Origin of the sequence: Shimia sp. R10_1, from assembly GCF_017744095.1 — a bacterium.
Classification (GTDB): domain Bacteria; phylum Pseudomonadota; class Alphaproteobacteria; order Rhodobacterales; family Rhodobacteraceae; genus Shimia.
This window is the reverse complement of record NZ_JAGHQX010000004.1, coordinates 227,320-249,085: the sequence shown is the minus strand read 5'-3', so window position 1 is coordinate 249,085 and position 21,766 is coordinate 227,320. Positions and strand designations below refer to the sequence as shown.

Genomic DNA, 21,766 nt, shown 5'->3' with positions numbered 1-21,766 from the left:
ACAAACAGTCAAAGAAAAAGGCGCCCAATGAGGCGCCTTTTGTTTTTGTTAAGTTTGCCCGCAATTACAGGCTTGCGTCCAACGCTGCCAGCAACGCATCGCCCATCTCAGTGGTCGACACCGGTGTCTCGCCTTCGGACTGCATCAGGTCGGCGGTACGCACGCCGTCAGCCAGCACTTTTTCAACCGCCGCTTCCAGACGATCTGCTTCCGCACCTTCGTTGAAGGAATAGCGCAGGGCCATCGCAAAGGAGAGCACACAGGCGCATGGGTTCGCTTTGCCTTGGCCAGCAATGTCAGGTGCGGAGCCGTGTACCGGCTCATACAGCGCTTTCGGGCGGCCATTGGCCATTGGCGCACCAAGAGACGCAGATGGCAGCATGCCCAGCGAACCAGTCAGCATCGCCGCACAATCAGACAGAATGTCACCAAACAAGTTGTCGGTATAGATCACGTCAAACTGCTTGGGCGCGCGCACCAGCTGCATCGCGCCGTTGTCTGCATACATGTGAGACAGTTCCACCTCGGGGTAGTCTTTGGCCACTTCGTTGACCACTTCACGCCACAGGATGCCACTTTCCATCACATTGGCTTTTTCCATGGAGCACAGACGTTTGTCGCGCTTCATCGCCAGTTCAAACGCTGCACGTGCGCCGCGCTCGATTTCGCTTTCTGTGTAGCGCTGGGTGTTGATGCCCACACGCTCGTTGCCCTCTTCAAAGATACCGCGCGGCTCGCCGAAGTAAACGCCGCCAGTCAGCTCACGCACGATCATGATGTCAAGGCCAGACACGATGTCGGTTTTCAAAGAGGAGAAATCCGCGAGCGCGTCAAAACACTGTGCCGGGCGCAGGTTGGCAAACAGATCCATCTCTTTGCGCAGACGCAGCAGACCGCGCTCTGGCTTCACGGAGAAGTCCAGATCATCGTACTTAGGGCCGCCCACAGCGCCCAGCAGCACCGCGTCCACCTCTTGGGCTTTCGCCATGGTGTCATCATGCAGCGGCACACCGTGTTTGTCGTATGCTGCGCCGCCCACGAGGTCTTCGCTCACGTCAAATTTCAGGCCACGTTTGTCGCCAAACCAGCCGATAATGCGCTGCACTTCGGTCATGACTTCGGGGCCGATGCCGTCGCCGGCGAGGATGAGAAGCGAAGGGTTGCTCATAAGTGTCGTCCTTGATCCTTTGGGTTCGCTACGGGTTAGCGAGACAGGCGCAAAAGATCAAGAAACAAGGGACTTTGACTCCCTCGTTTGACGGGAAATCAGGTCAAAATTCGATATCCGCCCAAACCATATGGTGCCGACTGGCACGAACCTTATTGAACACAAGAAACCGCGCATCTGGATCTGGCGCTTTTGGCCAGAAAACCCCCGCCTCCAGCACTCTGATATCTGCGGATGGCAAAAGGTAGTCGACACGCAAATCCCCCGGACGTGGCTCGCGCCAATCCACGGTTGGCCCGGACTCCTCCAGAGGATCTTGTAAGCGCGGATCGGCGAGCAAACTGGCGATCACATGTCGACGCCCTTCCCCGCGATCCGGATCAAGATTGGCCCCGCCCATGAGCACAAACGGGGCGTCAGGCACTGGCCCCAGCGCCCCGTTCAACAGATGCACCCAAAGACGGATTTCATCGGCGTTGCGCAACCCATTCTGATCTTCAGGCCCGTCAAACACCGGCGGTCCCGCCGCAAAAAGCAGCAGACTTAGGCGCTTCTCAGGATGCTCCACGGGCAGGATCCAGTGATTTGTGCGTGAAAGTCGCTGAATGGCCTGTGCTTCAATCGAAGGGAAAGGAGCCCCGTCAATGTCTGGCATCTGCGCACTTGGCAGATCCCGCCAAAGCAGAGTGCTGTAGTCTTCTACTGCACCAAAGGGCCAGCGCGACAGCACCAAAAGGCCCGACGCCCCACGGAAGTGGCCAAAGCCTTGCGCGTCTTCTGCATCATGCAGATAGCCGTCGCCGTTCATGTCCAGCGCTGTCGGCACGCCGGTGTTCGGCGGCAGTGCAAACAGATGGGTATAGACCACCCCTGCCTCCGCGAACTGATCCCGCAACGCTTTTGCCCCCAAGAGGTCCGCGTCATAGTCCACACCCTGAAGGAACAAAATATCCGGCGCGACGTGCGCCACAACCTGTGTCACAGCACGCGTTTGATCCTCACGCCGCAAGATATCCCGCAGCATCAAACCCGGCCCTTTGCGGGTCAGTTCCACATCGTAGGTGGCAATTCTAAGGGGCTCAGCCCATACGCGGCTTATCGACAACGCGCAGATAAAGAGCCCAACAAAGAGACCTTTGGTCAGGCTGCCGAAGAAGTCACCTGTGCATGTCCAGCATGAGTGGCGGCATAGGCACGCTGCCGGTTCTCGTTGATCAACGTCGCAACGCGCGTCATCGCAATGCCGCGCATGATCATGCTTGCCGGAATGAAAGCCCATGCGCTCATCGTCCAGATCATCGTCTTGGGGTCACTCAAATGGATCGGATCAATGAGATCTGACATCATTTGAACAATCGCCGGGATTAAGAAAGGCATAAGAAAGCCTAACAAAATGTTAAGACGCCCATCGCGCAGCAGACGCGGCATCACATCCCCACCAGCCGTTGGATCAAAAAGCGGCAGGTTTACCCAGACATTGAAGGCCCCGTTGCGCGCAGGCCAACCGAGGACGCGCACGTAGAAATAAAAGACGACAAGGGTCACGAGAGAGATGAGATAAGACAGGCCAGCCGCGGTACGGACCTGGGCAACCAGCTCCGGCGTCGCGTTGTTTGGCAGCATGATCACCATCAAGCGCACAGGGGAATAGGGGAAATCGATCGCATCCCCGACCAACTGGCCAAGGGCATGCAAGAAGGCTGTGAACGCATTGGGGGCAACTTCTCCGCGGGCAATGACGGAAAGTGCAAAAACTGTCAGAAAAATCGCAAGATACCTCAACCGATTGAACGGCGGCGCATATCGAAACTCAAGGATCGACGGTGCATTTGAGACATACTCAACAAACACAAGACATCCAGCCAACAGTGCAAAAAGCATCATGATCTGGATCGCGTCTGAACCGACAGATGGTAGTAAAATGGCTGGCAATGCAAACAGCAATGCCACCAACCCCGCGCGGGTGCCCGCCCCAACGATTTTAGTTATCACTTCTGTAGTACCCTTAACCGGACGCCGCGATACGCTGCCGCAAGCTTATTCCGTCTTTATCCGCGCTTAGTGGCGGTTTGCCCCATTTCTGCCTCAATTTCACTCTGAAAACTGTTTTGGCTCAAGGGATTGTTTGCCAAAGGGTTAACAAACAACCACTACAGACGTCGAGTGATGCGGGAATGCACCAGCTTTACCCCCAAAAACGCGTTATTTTGTTAACTTTACTGCACCTGAACGCACAAAGTGACCCTAAGCACCTGAGAATCAATGCAGATTTACCTAGGGTAAATTAGGGTGCCACATTCTTGCCGCAATGTGCAAATCCCAGCCCTGCACTCAAAAGCGAGATCGTGCCCAAAACCGTCATCGACGCGGTTTTTCATACTCCCAAAAGGTGCAGTCCTCATAGCGTTCTCGCGCTGGTGTCCAAAAGCGTTCGCTGCCAACACATGTCATGCCAAGCTTCTCAAGCAGCTTAAGGGAGGCGTCGTTGTACAATCGGGCCCTCGCGCGCATCACCGTCACATTCAAAACATGAAACGCAAAGTCAAATGCTCCGCGCGTGATTTCATAGGCATAGCCTTTGCGTTGATGTGCCTCACCAATCCAATAGCCGAACTCTCCAACCACCTCAGGCGTTTCAGACAGATCAATTTTAAACCAACCGACGATCTCACCTGTTTGCTTGTTGATAATGACCGCACCAAAAGCTTTGCCGACCGTGGCTGCCTCGAGGAAATCGGTCACAATTGCTCATGCTTGCACCACAGTGAGCGGCGCAGGCCATGTTGCAAGACAGGCGCTGATGGAAGGGGTCATAAGCCCAGCAAGGGCCTCTGCATCTGCGACTTGGCAACTGCGGACAAGAAGACGCTCGGTCTCAAATGACGTGTCTAAAGGATCCATAAAACACTCCATCAAAAAAGGCGCCGCCCGGGGGGCAGCGCCTCTGATTTTACTTACGACTGGGGTTCACTCAAACCCAAGGACGCTCGGCGCCTGCTGTGGCCTCATAGGCATCAATGGAGGCTTCTTTTTCCATTGTCAGGCCGATGTCATCCAGACCGTTCAGCAGGCAGTGTTTTTTAAACGCATCCACCTCAAACTTGATGACGTCACCGTCTGATGTGGTGATCTCCTGTGCTTCCAGATCCACGGTCATGCGCGCGTTCGCACCTTTTTCCGCATCCGCCATCAACACATCAACCTGCTCTTGTGGCAGAACGATCGGCAGCATGCCGTTCTTGAAGCTGTTGTTGAAAAAGATGTCGGCGAAAGAGGTGGAGACGATCACCTTGATGCCAAAATCATCCAGCGCCCAGGGTGCATGCTCACGCGAGGAGCCACAGCCAAAGTTGTCACCCGCGATCAGGATCTGAGCGTCGCGATACTGCGGCTTGTTCAGCACAAAATCAGGGATCTCGGAGCCATCACGGTTGTAGCGCATCTCATCAAACAGGTTTTTGCCAAAGCCCGTGCGCTGGATCGACTTCAGGAAGACCTTAGGGATGATCATATCGGTGTCGATGTTCACCAGCGGCATAGGCGCGGCGATACCGGAAAAGGTTTCGAATTTTTTCATAACGCTGGCTCCTTACATCAGCTCGCGAATGTCAGTCAGCTTGCCGGTAATCGCGGCAGCAGCGGCCATGGCAGGGGATACAAGGTGCGTACGCCCTTTGTAGCCCTGACGGCCTTCGAAGTTCCGGTTGGAGGTCGAGGCACAGCGCTCATTTTCAGAAAGCTGATCCGGGTTCATTGCCAGACACATGGAACAACCCGCCAGACGCCACTCAAAGCCTGCCTCACGGAAGATATCCGCCAGACCTTCTTCTTCGGCCTGTGCGCGCACAAGGCCAGAGCCCGGCACGATCATCGCCCGCATGCCATCTTTGATCTTCTTGCCCTTCAGAACTTCAGCAGCGGCGCGCATGTCTTCAATACGACCGTTGGTGCAGGAGCCGATGAACACGGTGTCGATCTCAATGTCCGTCAATTTCTGGCCCGGGGTCAGCCCCATGTACTCGATGGAGCGACGCGCGGCTTCCACCTTGCCGCCTTCGAAATCCTCAGGGGATGGCACAACGCCTGTGATCGGCAGCACATCCTCAGGGCTGGTGCCCCAAGTCACAACCGGCTGGATGTCTTCGCCCTTCAGCGTGACCACCTTGTCAAAATGCGCGCCTTCATCGGAGAACAGCGTGCGCCAGTAGGCTTCGGCTTGCTCCCAAGCGCCGCCTTTCGGTGCGTGTGGGCGGCCTTTGCAATAATCAAAGGTTGTCTGGTCAGGTGCGATCAGACCAGCGCGCGCACCACCTTCGATCGCCATGTTGCAGACGGTCATACGGCCTTCCATGGACAGCGATTGAATCGCTTCCCCACAGTATTCGATCACATAGCCTGTGCCGCCACCGGTGCCGGTCGCACCAATGATCGCCAGCGTCACGTCCTTGGCGGTCACGCCAGGGTTCAGCTTGCCGGTGATCTCCACCTTCATGTTTTTGGATTTCTTCTGGATCAGCGTCTGGGTTGCGAGCACGTGCTCCACCTCAGAGGTGCCGATACCATGCGCCAAAGAGCCAAACGCGCCGTGTGTCGCGGTGTGACTGTCACCGCAAACCACGGTCATGCCGGGCAAGGTCCAGCCGTTTTCCGGGCCAACAATGTGCACGATGCCCTGACGCACGTCAGACACAGGATAGTAGTGCACACCAAATTCCTTGGCGTTTTTGTCCAGAGCGGCCACCTGAATGCGGCTCTCTTCAGTCATCTGTTCCGGATTTTCACGACCTGCAGTGGTCGGCACGTTGTGATCCGGCACAGCGATGGTTTTCTCAGGTGCGCGCACCTTACGACCGGTCATGCGCAGCCCTTCGAAGGCTTGCGGGCTGGTCACTTCGTGGACGAGGTGGCGGTCAATATAGAGCAGGCAGGTGCCATCATCCGCTTCGTGCGCGACATGGGCATCCCAGATTTTATCATAGAGGGTTTTGGGGGACATGGGTCCTCTCCATTCTGATTGTGTAGCTGAAGTTTTGGCTGTCAAACAGGCGCGCAGGCGCACGCCGTACCTTTATAGGCCGGCGATGACGGATTTCGATTGACCAAAAAAGCGCCATGGCAAAAAGGCGCGGTCAGATATCTCATAAATGCGAGTCATGCCCCCCACTTATACGCGCAAAGAGATTCCTTCAAGTATTTGACGCGCAACCTGTTGCCGGACGTCAGCCCGCATTGCTGTAGACGATCTGGCGTGCAAAACTCATCACATGGAAGAAGACATCACGCCAACAGACCCAACTGCAGACGAGCTCTCAGAGCTGGATCGAGTCGCTGGGGTTGACCGTGCCGTGCCGCATCCCGAAGCCCCGGCGCAGGATCAAGTTACGCCAGAAACCACAGACATTGCGCTTGGTATCTGGGATCAGGTGGTCACTTTTGCAGAAACCTTATTGCGCCCTTGGGCGGCCTATCAGGTTCTGATTGCTCTGATCTTGATGGTCATCGCCACCGCGCTCGCGCTGATCTTTCAACCCAAGCTGTATGACTGGCTGAAGTCCCGCGAAGGCTGGCCCAAATGGCGGTATCGCTATGCCATGATGGTGCACCGACGTATGGCGCTCATCTTTTTTACCCTTCTGATCTGGTTCACAGTGTGGGTGATGCGCGCCGTCACCTGGCCAAGTCGATCTTATCTGCTGGTTGAGCTGGGCAACCTTGCCCTTGCCTGGCTGTTTGTTGTGGTCGTTCTGCGGGTTGTGCAATACACCACCCTGCGCGCCATCCTGCGCTATGGGGCGTGGATCTGGGTCACCCTTGTGCTCACCGGTCTGCGCGATGATGCCGTGCAATTGATGGACAGCATGTCGCTCACCTTTGGCGAAACCCGCATCTCCCTCTGGATGATGGCACAGGCCATCCTGATGCTGGGCGCCACGTTTGTCATTGCCCGCCTTGCCGCGCGACAGGCTGACAACCGCCTCAGCCGCAGCGAGGACATATCGCCTTCGATGCGCGTGCTCTTTGGTAAGCTGCTGCAGGTGTTCCTTTACACGGCGGCCTTCTTTGTCGGCCTCAGGATCATTGGCTTTGACCTGCGCGGCTTGGCCTTTCTCACCGGCTTCGTCGGTGTTGGCCTGGGGTTTGGCCTGCAAAAAGTGGTCTCCAATCTCGTCTCCGGCCTGATCATCCTGATGGATAAGTCGATCAAACCCGGGGACGTGATTTCGCTGGGTGAAACCTTTGGCTGGATCAATTCCTTGGGCGCACGCTACGTCAGCGTGGTCACCCGCGATGGCCGCGAATTCCTGATCCCCAACGAAGATCTGATCACCAATCAGGTGGTCAACTGGTCTCATTCTGACACCTTCGTGCGGCTCGATATCTACTTTGGCACCGCATATGATGATGACCCGCATCTGGTGCGTGACGTGGCCGTCACCGCCGCAAAGTCGGTTGGCCGGGTGCTGACCTATCCCAACACCCCCGTGTGCCATATCGTGGGGTTTGGCGACAGCAGCGTGGATTACATCCTGCGCTTCTGGATCAAAGACCCCACAGGCGGGCTGACCAACATTCGCGGCAATGTCTATCTGGCACTTTGGGATGCGTTCAAAGAGCACAATATCTCCCTGCCTTTCCCACAACGGGAGGTGCGCATGCTAGAAGACAGCACCCCCAAAGACCCCCCGAACCAAACCGTGTAGGAGACGCACAGAGGCTCATTTCTCTCAAAACGCTGCCTTTCTGCGCCAAATTTTCCAGTCAGAGTGATTCTCGCTTGCCTTTCGTTGAGAATGAGTCCAACCGGTGCTATCTTGAATTCAGGCCCGGCACCGGGGCTTTGCGGTGCGTTGCATGGAGGGCAGACTTCTGTCTTTGAACACTGACGTGGCAAATGCTGCTGATACCGGTCCGATCCTGACATCGGGCACCTCGGATGCGACAAGCGAGGACTTGCTTGCCCGCATTCTCACCTCTCTCGACGAAGATAAAGCCGAAGACGTTGTGCAGATCGATCTGCGCGGCAAAACGTCGATTGGCGATTATATGGTGATCTGCTCCGGGCGCTCCTCGCGTCAGGTGGTTGCCCTCGCCGAGAAGCTTGTAGAACGGCTCAAACATGAGTTTGGCCGCAGCGCCAAGGTAGAAGGCAAAGAGTCCGGAGACTGGGTGCTTGTGGATACCGGCGATGTGATCGTGCATATCTTCCGTCCGGAAGTGCGCGAGTTTTACCAGCTGGAAAAAATGTGGGTGCCCGGCGGCTCAGCATAACTCTGCGCGGCGCGCGCCTCGCGCAGCGTCGCCACAGCACAAGGCAGCGACATGGCACTCAAAGTGCACATCTGCGCCGTAGGTCGGCTGCGGTCTGGCCCGGAGCGCGACCTTCTTGATGACTATCTGACACGTTTTGACCGCACCGGGCGGGCCTTGGGCCTTGGCCCGATTGCAGTGCATGAGGTCGAGGACCGCAAAGGCGGCGGCATGTCGGCAGAGGCTGGCCTGCTAGAAGGCGTCATCCCCAAAGGCGCTGTGATTTGCGCATTGGATGAACGCGGCAAACTGATGAGCAGCCCTGATTTCGCGCAGATGCTTGGCGGTTGGCGCGACGACGGGCGCGGAGATCTGGCGTTTGTGATTGGTGGGGCCGACGGGATTGATCCGAGCCTTCGGGCCCGTGCGGATGCCAAACTCAGTTTTGGTAAAATGGTTTGGCCACATATGCTGGCCCGCGTGATGCTCAGCGAACAGCTTTATCGCGCCGCCAGCATTCTGGCAGGCGCACCCTATCATCGGGTCTGAGCCACGCGGGCTCACGATCCGGCGCAGCAACAGTCCACACGCACGGCTGCAATGCACCACAATCGCTGACCCAAAGCTGAGCTTTAGCGCGGCTCTCGCAGCAATGCAGCGCGAGACTGAGAGGCAAATTCGCGCCGTCCCAAAACAATCACAGTGACTGATATCCCCACCAACAGCATCACCGGTCCCAGCAGCCAAGCAGCAGACGCCAAACCGAAGTAAATCGCCCGTATGCCACGATTAAAACTACGCGCCGCGGTGATATTCACATCCGCCGCCTTGTCCGCCCGTGACAATGCCGCTGGGTGATCTTTCTCATTGGGAACAGCCCCCATCAGCACGGAGCAATAGCCAAACAGTCTGTGAGACCAAACAAATTTTAGAAACGCATTGCCGACAAAAAACAAGATCAGCATCAGCTTGATTTCAAGCACCGTGGTGGAATCGGCAGTCTGCGTCAGGTCCTGAGTGATGCCCGCGATTTGGTCAGTATTCCCAATCAACGCAACCAAACCCCCCAATGCAATCATCGACGAAGACGCAAAAAAGGCGGTGCTTTGACGGAGATTACCCATAATCTGCGCATCAAAAATACGGGCACTTCGCTCCACGTAATGCACCATCCACTCTCGCCGATAAAACGCCATCAAGTGCGACACAGAAGGCCTGTTTTTGGGCGGGTTTTCAATGAGATGGGTGGTTACAATCCACGCAATCAAACTCACCGCGACCGCGGCAAAATCAAGCGGTGAAAACTGCAGAAGAAGCTGTGTCATGGTCATGGCCCCACACTAACGGTTCCACCTCACGCTTGCCAGCCCGCAATATTGGTTATATAAAATTACCAATTACTTCGGAGGCCAGCCATGGACATGCCAACCCCAAACCCGGAAGTGCTTGCTAAAAAGGGGCGCGTTGTCAGCCGTCTTAGGCAAGTCTTGCCCGCAGACGCGGTGATTTCCGACGAGGCCGAGACACGCGCTTATGAATGTGACGCGCTGACCGCCTACCGCTGTCCACCCTTGGCGGCAGTGCTGCCTGCATCCACCGAAGAGGTCGCCGCAGTTCTTAAAATCTGCCACGATGAGAATGTTCCTGTTGTGCCACGCGGCGCTGGCACCTCATTGGCGGGCGGCTCAATGCCAACGGCGGATTCTATCATACTGGGTGTCGCCCGCATGACCGAAGTTCTGGAGACGGACTATGAAAACCGTTTCATCCGCGTTCAGACAGGCCGCACCAACCTGAGTGTGTCCGGCGCAGTCGAAGAAGATGGCTTCTTTTACGCGCCAGACCCCTCAAGCCAGCTTGCCTGTGCGATTGCCGGCAACATCGCCATGAACTCCGGCGGCGCGCATTGCCTGAAATACGGTGTGACCACCAACAACTTGATGGGCGTCACCATGGTCACCATGGACGGCGAAATTATGGAAATCGGCGGCGCGCACCTGGATGCGGGTGGCCTCGATCTGCTCGGCGTGATCTGCGGCAGCGAAGGTCAGCTAGGTGTGGTCACCGAAGCCACTCTGCGCATCTTGCACAAGCCAGAAGGTGCGCGACCCGTGCTGATGGGCTTTGACAGCAACGAAGTGGCCGGGCAATGCGTCAGCGACATCATCAAAGCGGGCATCCTGCCTGTGGCGATTGAGTTCATGGACCGCCCCTGCATCCGTGCAACAGAGGATTTTGCGAAAGCCGGGTATCCAGACTGCGAAGCGCTGCTGATCATTGAGGTTGAAGGCTCTGATCAGGAAATCGATGCGCAACTGGAACGCATCCTTGCAATTGCACGCACCCACAATCCCGTGGAGCTGCGTGAAAGCTCCAGCACGGAAGAAAGCGCACGGATCTGGCTCGGACGTAAATCAGCCTTCGGTGCAATGGGTCAGATCAACGACTATATGTGCCTCGACGGCACAATCCCCGTAAGCCAGCTGCCCTACGTTTTGCGCCGCATCGGTGAGTTGAGCAAAGACTATGGCTTGGACGTGGGCAACGTGTTCCATGCCGGTGACGGCAACATGCATCCCCTTATCCTGTTTGATGCCAACAAGCCGGGTGATCTGGAGAAATGTGAAGCCTTTGGCGCGGATATTTTGCGGCTTTGTGTGGAGGTGGGCGGATGCCTGACCGGTGAGCACGGCGTAGGCATCGAAAAGCGTGACTTGATGGTTGATCAATACGCCGCGGCGGATCTGGATATTCAGATGGCGGTCAAAGATGTGTTTGATCCCAAATGGCTTTTGAACCCGGCAAAAGTGTTTCCCTTGCAATCCAGTGAACCACGGCGAATGGCAGCTGAATAAGCGCGCCCCCAGAAACGCTCTGCGCAGCTTCTGCGCGTTCAGACGCAAACCCACCCCAGATTTTGGACACGTAAGACAATGATGACACCTGCAAGCGAAGCCGAAACGGCAGAAATGGTGGCCTCCACAAAGAGCGCGCTCCTCATACAAGGCGGTGGAACACGCAACATTGGTGCGCAAAACATCGGTACGCCTTTCTCCACCGCAGCCCTTTCCGGTGTACGCCTTTATGAACCAGGCGCACTGACCATTGTCGCGGGCGCAGGCACCCCCATGGCCGAGATCGAAGCGACGCTTGCTTCCGAAAGTCAGCGATTGGCCTTTGAGCCCGTCGATCATCGCGGCGTTCTGGGCACCAACGGAACGCCGACAATCGGCGGGGCAGTGGCCGCAAATGTAAGCGGCCCAAGACGCATTCAGGCTGGCGCCTGCCGAGACAGCTTGTTGGGCGTGCGCTTTGTAGATGGCGCGGGGCGCATTCTCAAAAACGGTGGCCGGGTTATGAAAAACGTGACCGGCTATGATCTCGTCAAACTGATGGCGGGCAGCTGGGGCACGTTGGGCGTGCTAACAGAGGTCAGCCTGAAAGTGCAGGCCATACCAGAAGCCGCAGGCACGGTGACTTTGCGCGGCTTAGACGCAACCGCTGCCACAAAAGCCATGAGCGCGGCGCTTGGCTCGCCTTATGATGTGAGCGGTGCGGCGCACCTGCCTGTAGGCAAGGATGGCACCGCTGTCACGATGATACGCGTCGAGGGGCTGGAAACATCGGTTGCCTATCGCACCGAAAAGCTCAAGGCGATGTTGGCCAGCACAGGTGCCGACATAGAAATCACACATGACGCCGCAACAGCAGCACAGGCGTGGGCTTGGGTGCGCGACGTGACCCCATTTCACAATGGCGCGGGCGACGTCTGGCGCATTTCCGTGAAACCAACCGATGGCCCACAGGTGGTGGCCGCAATCGAAGCGCGCGCCCCCGGGGCGCAAGTGATTTATGATTGGGGCGGCGGCCTGATTTGGGTGGAAGTCACCGCAGACACAGATGTGCGTGCGCTTGTATCGCAAGGTCACGCCACACTGATGCGCGCCTCAGACGCGACCAAAGATCGGCTCGGTGTTTTTCAGCCTGAACCTGCCCCGCTCGCGGCACTCAGCGCAGGCCTCAGAACCAAATTCGACCCACGCAGCATTCTGAATCCAGGCTTGATGGAATGAGCACAAAAGGCAAACGCAGGCAGGTTCGGCGTTGGAGGGCACGGCAAGCGGCACGTCCTGAGCCACATTTGCCCTGCCACTGCTGCGGCTGCCTCACCATACGGGAACGCGGCCGATACGAAATCTGTGGTGTGTGTTTTTGGGAGGACGATCCCGATCAAACACCAGAATTTGACGATGGTGGCGCCAATAACCTGAGCTTGGAGGATGGGCGCAGGAACTACCGCAAAATCGGTGCCTGCGAGCCGCGCTTACTGCCCCATGTGCGCCCACCCCGCCCAGAAGAGCTTCCACCAGAGCTCGAGAGCCATCCCACCAACACAGCGTGGCACACGCCAGAACGACCGGAATAGGCAAATGCAAACGACATTCACCGAAGACCAGCTTAAAAACCCCGGGACGCAGCGCGCCAATGAAGTCCTGCGTGCCTGTGTGCATTGTGGGTTCTGCACCGCCACCTGTCCAACCTATCAAGTGCTGGGCGATGAGCTCGACAGCCCGCGTGGTCGGATCTACCAGATCAAAGATATGCTCGAAAACGAGCGCATTCCCGATGCCAAGACCGTAAAGCACATTGATCGCTGCCTCAGCTGTCTGGCCTGCATGACCACCTGCCCAAGTGGTGTCCACTATATGCATCTGGTGGATCACGCCCGCGAATACATCGAAAACACCTACAAGCGCCCCTTCAGTGACCGCGCGTTGCGGTGGATCCTGGCACAGATCCTGCCCTATCCGATGCGCTTTCGCCTCGCGTTGTTTGGCGCGAAACTCGGGCGACCCTTCCGCTTTCTGATGCCGGACGCGCGCCTGCGCGCCATGCTGGACATGGCACCCAGATCCGTTCCACCGGTCAGCCGCAACGATGATCCGCAAAGCTTTGCACCCGAACAAGAGAAGAAGATGCGCGTCGCCCTGATGACCGGATGCGCACAGAAAGCCTTGAACACCGACATCAACGACGCCACCATCCGCCTGTTGACCCGGCTTGGATGTGAAGTTGTGGTCGCAGAGGGCGCAGGCTGTTGCGGCGCACTGACCCACCACATGGGCAAAACCAAAGACAGCCATGTCGCAGCGGCCAAAAACATCAAGGCCTGGTGTGCTGAAATGGATGCAAAGGGGCTAGATGCGATCGTGATCAACACCTCCGGATGTGGCACAACGATCAAGGACTACGGCCATATGTTCCGCAACGATCCGCTCGCGGAGGATGCCGCCCGCGTCAGTACGCTTGCGATGGACGTCTCTGAGGTTCTGATGAAACTGGATCTGCCCGAGGCCCAGCAAAACGATACTGTGGTGGCCTATCATGCGGCCTGCTCTTTGCAGCACGGTCAACAAATCAAAACCTATCCCAAACAACTGCTTAAAAAAGCCGGGTACACGGTGGTGGAGCCCGCCGACAGTCATCTGTGTTGTGGGTCTGCTGGCACGTACAATCTGATGCAGCCAGAAATTTCGGGGCAGCTTAAGGCCCGCAAAGTGCGCACGCTTGAGGCTAAAAACCCCGACATCATTGCGGCAGGCAACATTGGTTGCATGATGCAGATTAGCTCTGCCACAGACATTCCAATCGTGCACACCGTTGAACTTTTGGATTGGGCGACAGGCGGTCCCCAGCCGCGAGCACTGACAGAACCAGGCAAACGGGTGCCGGAAATTCCCATTTTGCGTTGATGTCGCCATAATGCCGCACCCGGCGTCTTTGTCGGTACGACACCCTAGTCCCGACGCAGGCTTACGCTAAAGCTTTGGGTTCAAGCACGGGAGGCGTCATGATCATGAGGGTCTTTGTGAGCCTCTTGGCTCTTTGTCTGGCAGGCAGTGCCCTTGCACAAGACGCTGGATTGCGACGTCTGGACACCGGCGAAGACAGCCGACACTGGGGCGCAGTCGGGCGCCTTGAGCTTGATGGGCGGGGGTTTTGCACCGGCGCATTGATTGCACCTGATCTTGTCCTCACCGCAGCCCACTGTCTGTATTCAAAACAGACTGGCGCACGTCACAGGCTTAACCAGATCGAATTTCGCGCCGGTTGGCGCAATGGGCGCGCCGAGGCTTATCGCAGCGTCAAGCGTGTCACAATGCATCCAAATTACACATTCGGAGCACAGAGCAACCTCACAGACGTGCAAAACGATCTTGCCCTGCTGGAGCTGCATCACCCGATCCGCAATACAACAATCGTTCCATTTGCGACCACCGACCGCCTGCGCAAGGGCTCACATATTGGTGTTGTCTCCTACGCGATCGGGCGCGAAGAGGCCCCTTCACTGCAAGAAACCTGCCGGGTGATGGGCCGGCAGAAGGGCGTCTATGTCTTATCCTGTGACATAGATTTCGGCAGCAGTGGCGCACCGGTCTTTGTGTTCGAGGATGACACCGTGCGTATTGCTTCGGTGGTCGCAGCGAAAGCCGAACTGCGGGGACGCAAGGTGGCTCTTGGGGCTGCGCTGGATCACAGCCTGAAAGAGCTGTTTGCCGCGCGCGCAGACAATACCGTGCAGATCGAAACTCTGACGCCTCTTCAGGACAGAAACAATACCGGTGCTAAATTTGTCCGCCCCTGATCCATCGGCACAGGCATCGCTTACTGCGCACAGCCGTACCAAGCCACTTGCACCCCCATCACATCCCGCCAAAGTGGCCTCATGATCGCATTTCTGCCTCCAGAGCTGGCGCAATCCGCAGCTATCATTTTGCTCGCCACAAGCTTCTTAGGCTCCTTTATTACAGCAGCCTTTGGCATCGGCGGCGGCGTCGCATTTCTGGCCGCCTGTGCGCTGCTGCTTCCGCCCGCGGCGATCATTCCAGTTCATGGGGTCGTGCAGCTTGGTTCCAATGCCATCCGCGCCATCATGTTTCTGCGCCACCTGATATGGACAGCCCTTCCGGCTTTTGTCGTCGGCTCCCTCATTGGCGTTGCAATCGGCGGCAGCGTCGTGGTCAGCCTTCCGGGTTGGCTCGTGCAATCGGTTGTCGGCGTGTTCATCTTATGGGTGGTGTTTGCCAAGCCGCCCAAATGGCTCTCCCGCTGGCCTTTGGTGACCGGTCTCATGTCCAGCTTCCTAACCATGTTCTTTGGCGCAACAGGCCCCTTCGTTGCGGGCTATGTCAAAACTCTGCAGCTGGACCGCCACACCCACGTGGCCACTCAAGCTGCATTGATGACCGTGCAACATGGATTGAAGGTCGCAATATTTGGTTTGCTTGGATTTGCATTCGCGGATTGGGCAGTCCTGATGGCTGGTCTGATTGCCTGCGGCGCATTGGGCACATGGATCGGCAAACAGGTTCTGGGCCGGATGAGCGACCATGGCTTCCATCGCATCCTGAACATCATTCTCGTTCTGCTCGCCTTGCGACTGATTTGGGGCGGCGTCAGCGCATTTCTGTAGCGCCGGATACCGACAATCGCACCGCCGCAATACCGACGCGATACCACCGAGATACAGACGCAATACATATACACATATAAAATACAGCTTTCCTCTGATTTGCTCCAGGCTCCCGAAAGGTGTAGGAGGCCCTCCTGATCAGGAAAGCGCATGCGATGACCCAACACAGATCCGAACTTTTGATGCCAGCTGGCAACCTCCGCAAACTCAAAATGGCCATTCTTTACGGGGCAGACGCCGTCTATCTCGGCACCCCCGACATGAGCCTGCGCACCAAGTCTGAGTTTTCGCTTGAAGACGTGATCGAAGGCGTGAAATTCTGTCACGCGCACGGAAAACGCGCCTATCTCACGCTGAATTTGTTCAGCCATAACAAAGACATTCCAAAACTCGACGAATACATCGACACCGTTCGCAAGGTGAACCCCGATGGGCTTATCATCTCTGATCCTGGCGTCTTCCAATACGTCCGCGAACGTGCCCCAGAGATCCCTCTGCATGTCTCGACACAAGCCAATATCGCCAGTTGGCTAACCACTCAGTTCTGGCAGGCGCAGGGCGCTGACCTTGTCGTTCTCGCCCGCGAGGTGAGCTTTCCCGAACTCGAAGAGATTCGCGAAAAATGTCCCGACATCAAGCTTGAGGCCTTTGTGCATGGCGCTATGTGCATGACCTACTCCGGCCGCTGCCTGCTGTCCAATTTCATGGCCGAACGCGGCGCCAATCAGGGCAACTGCGCCAACTCCTGCCGCTGGAACTACAAGTTCCACATGCGCCTGAAAGACGGCACCGTACAGGAACTGATTGTAGACGAAGACAATTTGCACATGTTCGAATTCCTGCTGGAGGAAGGTGTACGCCCCGGTGAATTCCTCCCGATTCAGGAGGATGAACGGGGCAGTTATATCCTAAATTCCAAAGACTTATGCCTGCTGCCCAAACTGGATGACTATCTGCGCATCGGTGTGGACAGTCTGAAGGTCGAGGGGCGTGGAAAATCAGAATACTACGCGGCAATTGTGGCCCGTGCTTACCGCATGGCGATTGATGACTATTATGCTGACCCGGACAATTGGGACGCATCCAACTACATGGGTGAGCTGGAAACCGTCGGCAATCGTGGCTACACGCTCGCCTTCCACAAAGGCCGCCTGACCAACCTCGCGCATGGCTATGAACAGACACAAGCCATTGCGCATTGGGAGTATGCGGGTTTTGTGACCGATGTGGTCGACGACGCGTTTCATGTGGAAGTGAAAAACAAGCTTGAGCCCGGCGATGTGCTTGAAATCGTGTCACCAATTGCCCGCAACACCATCCTGCTGCGCGCATACGACTATGAACTCGCCGAAACGGGTGAGAAAAAGGACGTGATCCACGGCTCCACCAAAACCGTGATCCGCCTGCCCTTCTCTCTCTTTCCCCACGAAGACCTGACGGATCTTCGCGAAAACTTCCCAGCCATGACGGTGATCCGCAAAGAGCGCGCGCTGACAGATGAGCAATGGAAACGTCTGCAACTCGACAAAACGGCGCTCGCCATGGAGGTCAAAGACACCACCAACGAAACCGCCTACAAGCGTCGCCGCGATGCTTTGGTTGAGGCAATTGAGGCTGACACCAACACCAAGCGCTTCAAAACCAACCGCAAAGGCACAGAAGGGTGCTGCGGCAAGGGGTGCAATGGCTGCCTGATCTTCTGGGAAGACCCGATGTACGCCAAAGCACGCGCCGTTCTTAAGGAGCGAAAAATGGGTTCTATGCTCAGCCGCGCAGAAGCCACCGAACTGAAGTTGCCCGCCGCAGAATGAAGTGAAACGCCCGGTTACAAACCGGGCGTAAGCTTATGTTCTGTAAAAATAATAGCGTTCTGGTGCCACGGTGGTCGGCCCACGCACCTGCTCAAACCCAACCAGCGGCTGGCCAGACACCAACACGCCACCAGGCAGCATGATCTCTTTGATAAACGCCGAGAGGCGTGCGGCCTCTGCAACATCTTTATCTTTGTCCCCAAAGCCAAAATCATAATGCGCCAGAGCGACTCTAGTGCCGTCGGAAGCCATTTTTCGCAGCATTTCCTCGGCTTCGCCCTGCAGAAAATCCTCTTCTGGAGGCACACAGGACGCGTGGCAATTCAGGGCACGGTCTATCACCCAGATCCGTCGGTCTGGCGCAATCTCACGGATGTGGTCGTAGGTGCGACCATTGCCGAGCCCCATGTCCAGAAAGTCCCCTGCGAGACTGTCCACCATGGTGTTGCCCCACTCAAGCCCATCTGCTTGGGCGGCCAGACGGCGCATCATGCTGTTCAAACGGCTCATAATTCGCCCCTTTGGTCATGGCGATAGAGCTGAACCGGCCCATCGCAAATCTCTTTCAAAAACTCGCTGGAAAACTCCCAGATATCTGCATCGTGCACAAGGTGGTGGGTCAAATATCCCAAAGGTTCGTGATTGTCCGTGACACCCGCTCTGCGGTCTTTCAACAAAGCAACCACTTGCGCGACCAGAACCTCCGGCTCAACCAACCCTCTGGTCCCACGCCAGAAAATCGGATCCAGGTGCGTGTTGATTTGAGCAACGCCCGCAACAGAAAACGCCCGCTTACGTGGATTGTACGCAGACACCGCATCATATCCCAGCTCAGCAAGGGTTGGCATAAACGCCGTATCCATACGGTTCCATGGCGGCACAAACATTGGTGCCAAACGCGATCCAAAAAGAGCTTGCATCCGCCCAATCGCGTTTCTCAAATCATCCTCTACAGCTTCAAGCTGTCGGCCAGCGCCAAACTCGGCGTTCTTAACCCCATGCAGACTATGGCTGACATGATCCCAACCATGCACGATCGGCACAAAGCGCACGTCCAGCACATCCGCCAATGCCTGCGTTGCCTGTTTCGGAATAATCGCAAGGTGAACAGGGACTTCGGTCGCCGCGCTGAGCGCCGAAAGTTGGTCAAGTTCAGGCGTCGGCACCACGGCATCGTCATCCCGCCACCAAAACGGCAGCGTCAATCCTTCGGACCGCCAAGTGCGGAACTCTGCTCTCAGCGGTTGCCAGTCAGCCTTCATGCGCGCGCACTCGCCAGCATGTCCTCGGCGATCCGCACTGTCTCTGCCGCGCCATTCATGCGCAGGCCAGACGCACTGCGGCGGCCATGGGCAACGGCGCGTTTCACCTCTGCCTTCAACGTCTCAGGTGACAAATCGGCTGCGCTCAAAATCTCAATTCCGGGCTGTGCCGACAGTGCGCGCGCGCGCAGGGTCTGCTCCACCTCGCCACCGTCGTCAAAGGGCACAAACACCGCAGGCACACCGGTTTGCAACACGTCTAACGCTGTGTTGTAGCCACACATGCTGACCGACGCGGTCACATTGTTGAGGAGCTGCCGAAAATCTGGCCGCACAGCTTCAATCGTAATCATAGGATCGTTGGCTTGCGCGCGCAGTGCCGCGATACGCTCTTCTTTATCTGCGCCACCAACCAAAAGCCGCCAGCGCAACGGGCTGCGCTTGGCCGCCAAAATCGCGCATTCAAACAACGCTTGCCCAACCGAACCGCCACCGGCACTCACCAGAACCTCACCTGCTCCAGCCCCGGCGGTTGTCGGCTCTGGGGCGGCAGGCGCGACATATCCCGTGTACCGCAGCTTCTGGCCAACATCGGTTGTGACCGGCCAGCTGACCTCAAGCCGCGTCAAATCGGGATCAGAGTGCACCAGAACAGCGTCATAAAATTCGCTTAGCATATCTCGCGCGAGTGCTGCTTTGCGCGCTTTGGAGGGCGGTGCCAGAATATCGCGTACAGACGCCAGAACCAGCGGACGCGGGGCCAGATCACGCGCAGCTTCCAACAACGCTCTGAATTCATCCGCAAGACTGCGGCGGCCAAATGGAAACAGCTCGGTGATCACCACATCCGGCTGCATCTCTGTCACAGCGCGGACCATTGCGCTGCGACGAGAGGACAAATAGGCGGCATCTGCTTCAACGCCGAGATCCGTCATCAGTTTGGAGAAATCCACGCCATCTGACGCCAGAGAGGGTAGCTGCACGACTGCAACATCGCCCTCTGTCAAATGTGGCGCTGGCCGACCGCCAGACAGCACCAAAACCTCATGACCACCTTTCACAAAAGCCCGTGCCAAAGTCATGGCCCGCGCCAAATGCCCTGTGCCCAACAGATGGGTAACAGCGATCAAAACCTTCATGCGCTGCGCCTCTCCAATCGAATTATCTCCGGGTGCGCGACCTTTAGCATATCATTCTGAAGTTCCACCACAAAAAGCCGGTTTCGCTTCACGGCAAACGGCGCAGGTCCATCAAAATTCCAGCCGTGCGCTTTGGCCAATATCATCCGCATAATCCCGATATGGCAGATCGCAAGCGTGTCCCGTTCCCGTGCAAGGAGCCAAGGGGAAATACGCTCCCAGACCTCACGCGGGCTTTCCCCTTCGGGTGGGCGGTAGTCCCAACCCCAATCTTCAATATCGCGAAAACCGCTGGCGGGATCTGCCTTCAACTCCACACCTTTTTGACCTTCCCATACGCCCCAATCCATCTCTGTTAATGCGACCGCAGTTTTGGGTGCCCGGCCAGCAACAATCTCCGCAGTTTCACGCGCGCGCATGAGCGGGCTGGCAAAAAGATCCGCCTCCTGCCAGGGGGCGGGCAATGCAAACGCTGACAAATCTGCACGGGCCTGGTCATCCAATGGAATGTCAGTGCGCCCCTGAATCTGGTGAGCGCGGTTCCAGGCCGTATGACCATGACGCATCATCGCAAATTTGATCATGTTTTCTCTTTCAATAGTGGTCTTAGCGCACTCCAAAGGGTGTCACGCGCAGCTGGCATCAGGTGGTGCGCCTTAATCAATGCACGTGCCTTTTCGGATCGTTGGAGATGGTATGACGCATCAAAAAGCGCGCGCGTCAAAGCATCAGAGAGACTCTTTGCGGAGCCCTGTGCAACCAATCCCGATGGGTCAACAACCTCCCGCACACCTGGACGATCTTCCGCAATGACGGGCACTCCACGTGCCTGGGCTTCCAAATAAACCATGCCAAACGCCTCGTTCACCCCGGGCCAGAAAAACGCCTTCGCTCGGGCATAGGCGGCGGCCATGCCAGCGGCATCCAGCTGTCCAAGAAAACGGACGCGTGCGCCAAATGGCGCCAACAGTGCAGCGACCTCAGCCTGTTTTGGCCCACCGCCAGCAACCTCAAGCTGCCAGTCTTGGTCAGGCATCTGCGCAAGGGTGTCGGCAATAATCTGATAGGAGGCAAATTTGTCCCCCTCGCGCATCATACCTGCCACCAACACGATTGGAGCCTCTGGTTTAGCAATTTCCGGCAACCGTTCCAGCGCCAAAAAGGGGGGGAGTGAGACAAGCTTCTCAGCCCCCAATTCAGCGCGCAAAGCTATCGCGTCGCGTTCGGTAAAGGAAAAGATCACATCTGCCGCTTGGCACGCAGTTTTGGCACGGCGTTCAAAAGCGGCCCATGGACCATCCAAACGTTTGTTGGCCAACGTGGCTTCAACAAGGAGATACGGAATGCCCAAAGCCTGCGTCACCAAGGGCCCAAGAAGATCTGGGGCCTTGTAATAATTGTGATAAGTCAGCCAGGCCTGCCAGCCCTCTGCCTTGCCACGCGCGATCAGTTTGTCGGCTTCTTGCATAGCCTGCGCGATGAGCACTTGTTGCTGTGCAGCGTCTCCCTGTTTCTCAAAACTGCGAAACTCAGATGCCAGAACAGGAACCACGTCATCGACCGCCAAAGCCTGCATCAGGTTGCGGGCAATCTCCCGCTCTCCAGACGGAACCGTATGGTTCGGCGATTTCAAGGGCGCATAAAACGCGATCCGCCCCATCCTC

The 21,766-nt window shown here is 56.9% G+C and carries 21 protein-coding genes; 9 read left to right on the top strand and 12 right to left on the bottom strand.

The features are described 5' to 3' along the window. Window positions 1-64: 64 nt before the first annotated feature. From leuB to leuC, 6 genes are all read right to left on the bottom strand, one after another. Complete coding sequence (gene leuB / locus J7413_RS10100; protein WP_209097951.1) at window positions 65-1,168, bottom strand: 3-isopropylmalate dehydrogenase; 1,104 nt, start codon at window positions 1,166-1,168, stop codon at window positions 65-67. A gap of 103 nt (window positions 1,169-1,271) precedes the next feature. After that, entirely contained in the window at window positions 1,272-2,192 is a 921-nt protein-coding gene (locus tag J7413_RS10095; RefSeq protein ID WP_209098056.1) for an endonuclease/exonuclease/phosphatase family protein, read from the bottom strand. A gap of 116 nt (window positions 2,193-2,308) precedes the next feature. After that, complete coding sequence (locus J7413_RS10090) at window positions 2,309-3,160, bottom strand: hypothetical protein (protein ID WP_209097950.1); 852 nt, start codon at window positions 3,158-3,160, stop codon at window positions 2,309-2,311. A 366-nt stretch (window positions 3,161-3,526) separates the two neighbouring features. Then, window positions 3,527-3,910 (bottom strand): GNAT family N-acetyltransferase, encoded by a 384-nt coding sequence (locus tag J7413_RS10085; protein ID WP_209097949.1) that lies wholly within the window; start codon window positions 3,908-3,910, stop codon window positions 3,527-3,529. A 229-nt stretch (window positions 3,911-4,139) separates the two neighbouring features. Next, the gene (leuD, locus tag J7413_RS10080; RefSeq protein WP_209097948.1) at window positions 4,140-4,745 is read right to left on the bottom strand and encodes a 3-isopropylmalate dehydratase small subunit; all 606 of its coding nucleotides are present in this window, start codon (window positions 4,743-4,745) and stop codon (window positions 4,140-4,142) included. 12 nt (window positions 4,746-4,757) lie between these two features. After that, window positions 4,758-6,164, bottom strand: a complete 1,407-nt coding sequence (leuC, locus tag J7413_RS10075; protein ID WP_209097947.1) for a 3-isopropylmalate dehydratase large subunit — start codon at window positions 6,162-6,164, stop codon at window positions 4,758-4,760. Between the two features lie 268 nt (window positions 6,165-6,432). Here leuC and J7413_RS10070 point away from each other — a divergent pair, with 268 nt between their 5' ends. The 3 genes from J7413_RS10070 to rlmH all read left to right on the top strand — a co-directional run bounded on the left by J7413_RS10070 (window position 6,433) and on the right by rlmH (window position 8,965). Beyond that, on the top strand, window positions 6,433-7,869 hold the full coding sequence (locus J7413_RS10070; RefSeq protein ID WP_209097946.1) for a mechanosensitive ion channel domain-containing protein: 1,437 nt from the start codon (window positions 6,433-6,435) through the stop codon (window positions 7,867-7,869). A 151-nt stretch (window positions 7,870-8,020) separates the two neighbouring features. Further along, complete coding sequence (gene rsfS / locus J7413_RS10065; RefSeq protein WP_209097945.1) at window positions 8,021-8,437, top strand: ribosome silencing factor; 417 nt, start codon at window positions 8,021-8,023, stop codon at window positions 8,435-8,437. A 51-nt stretch (window positions 8,438-8,488) separates the two neighbouring features. Continuing rightward, on the top strand, window positions 8,489-8,965 hold the full coding sequence (gene rlmH / locus J7413_RS10060) for a 23S rRNA (pseudouridine(1915)-N(3))-methyltransferase RlmH (RefSeq protein WP_209097944.1): 477 nt from the start codon (window positions 8,489-8,491) through the stop codon (window positions 8,963-8,965). An 83-nt stretch (window positions 8,966-9,048) separates the two neighbouring features. On the opposite strand, the gene J7413_RS10055 is transcribed toward rlmH, so the two are convergent. Then, window positions 9,049-9,747 carry a DUF599 domain-containing protein gene (locus J7413_RS10055; protein ID WP_209097943.1) on the bottom strand — a complete coding sequence of 233 codons (699 nt, stop codon included), beginning with the start codon at window positions 9,745-9,747 and terminating at the stop codon, window positions 9,049-9,051. Between the two features lie 84 nt (window positions 9,748-9,831). On the opposite strand from J7413_RS10055, the gene J7413_RS10050 reads away from it, so the two are divergent. The 6 genes from J7413_RS10050 to J7413_RS10020 all read left to right on the top strand — a co-directional run bounded on the left by J7413_RS10050 (window position 9,832) and on the right by J7413_RS10020 (window position 17,701). Further along, window positions 9,832-11,271, top strand: a complete 1,440-nt coding sequence (locus J7413_RS10050) for an FAD-linked oxidase C-terminal domain-containing protein (RefSeq protein WP_209097942.1) — start codon at window positions 9,832-9,834, stop codon at window positions 11,269-11,271. Between the two features lie 81 nt (window positions 11,272-11,352). Beyond that, window positions 11,353-12,489 (top strand): FAD-binding protein, encoded by a 1,137-nt coding sequence (locus J7413_RS10045; protein ID WP_209098049.1) that lies wholly within the window; start codon window positions 11,353-11,355, stop codon window positions 12,487-12,489. A 357-nt stretch (window positions 12,490-12,846) separates the two neighbouring features. Beyond that, a complete protein-coding gene (gene glcF, locus J7413_RS10035; protein ID WP_209097940.1) occupies window positions 12,847-14,169 on the top strand; it encodes a glycolate oxidase subunit GlcF in 1,323 nt (440 codons plus the stop codon). Window positions 14,170-14,267: 98 nt separating this feature from the next. Next, window positions 14,268-15,062 (top strand): trypsin-like serine protease, encoded by a 795-nt coding sequence (locus J7413_RS10030; protein WP_247743439.1) that lies wholly within the window; start codon window positions 14,268-14,270, stop codon window positions 15,060-15,062. 81 nt (window positions 15,063-15,143) lie between these two features. Continuing rightward, window positions 15,144-15,890: a sulfite exporter TauE/SafE family protein gene (locus tag J7413_RS10025; protein ID WP_209097939.1), complete on the top strand. Its 747-nt coding sequence runs from the start codon at window positions 15,144-15,146 to the stop codon at window positions 15,888-15,890. Between the two features lie 155 nt (window positions 15,891-16,045). Then, window positions 16,046-17,701, top strand: a complete 1,656-nt coding sequence (locus J7413_RS10020; RefSeq protein WP_209097938.1) for a U32 family peptidase — start codon at window positions 16,046-16,048, stop codon at window positions 17,699-17,701. Window positions 17,702-17,734: 33 nt separating this feature from the next. On the opposite strand, the gene J7413_RS10015 is transcribed toward J7413_RS10020, so the two are convergent. Genes J7413_RS10015 through J7413_RS09995 form a run of 5 tightly spaced genes read right to left on the bottom strand, consistent with a single transcriptional unit; the run spans window position 17,735 to window position 21,762 of the window. Continuing rightward, window positions 17,735-18,211, bottom strand: coding sequence for a class I SAM-dependent methyltransferase (locus tag J7413_RS10015; RefSeq protein ID WP_209097937.1), 477 nt, complete (start codon window positions 18,209-18,211; stop codon window positions 17,735-17,737). After that, the gene (locus tag J7413_RS10010; protein WP_209097936.1) at window positions 18,208-18,963 is read right to left on the bottom strand and encodes a polysaccharide deacetylase family protein; all 756 of its coding nucleotides are present in this window, start codon (window positions 18,961-18,963) and stop codon (window positions 18,208-18,210) included. Before J7413_RS10010 ends, J7413_RS10015 begins: the two co-directional genes overlap by 4 nt. After that, the gene (locus tag J7413_RS10005; RefSeq protein ID WP_209097935.1) at window positions 18,960-20,102 is read right to left on the bottom strand and encodes a glycosyltransferase; all 1,143 of its coding nucleotides are present in this window, start codon (window positions 20,100-20,102) and stop codon (window positions 18,960-18,962) included. Before J7413_RS10005 ends, J7413_RS10010 begins: the two co-directional genes overlap by 4 nt. Next, window positions 20,099-20,686: a histidine phosphatase family protein gene (locus J7413_RS10000; RefSeq protein ID WP_209097934.1), complete on the bottom strand. Its 588-nt coding sequence runs from the start codon at window positions 20,684-20,686 to the stop codon at window positions 20,099-20,101. Before J7413_RS10000 ends, J7413_RS10005 begins: the two co-directional genes overlap by 4 nt. Then, window positions 20,683-21,762 (bottom strand): glycosyltransferase family 4 protein, encoded by a 1,080-nt coding sequence (locus tag J7413_RS09995; RefSeq protein ID WP_209097933.1) that lies wholly within the window; start codon window positions 21,760-21,762, stop codon window positions 20,683-20,685. The genes J7413_RS10000 and J7413_RS09995 overlap by 4 nt, the downstream gene beginning before the upstream one ends. Window positions 21,763-21,766: the final 4 nt, after the last annotated feature.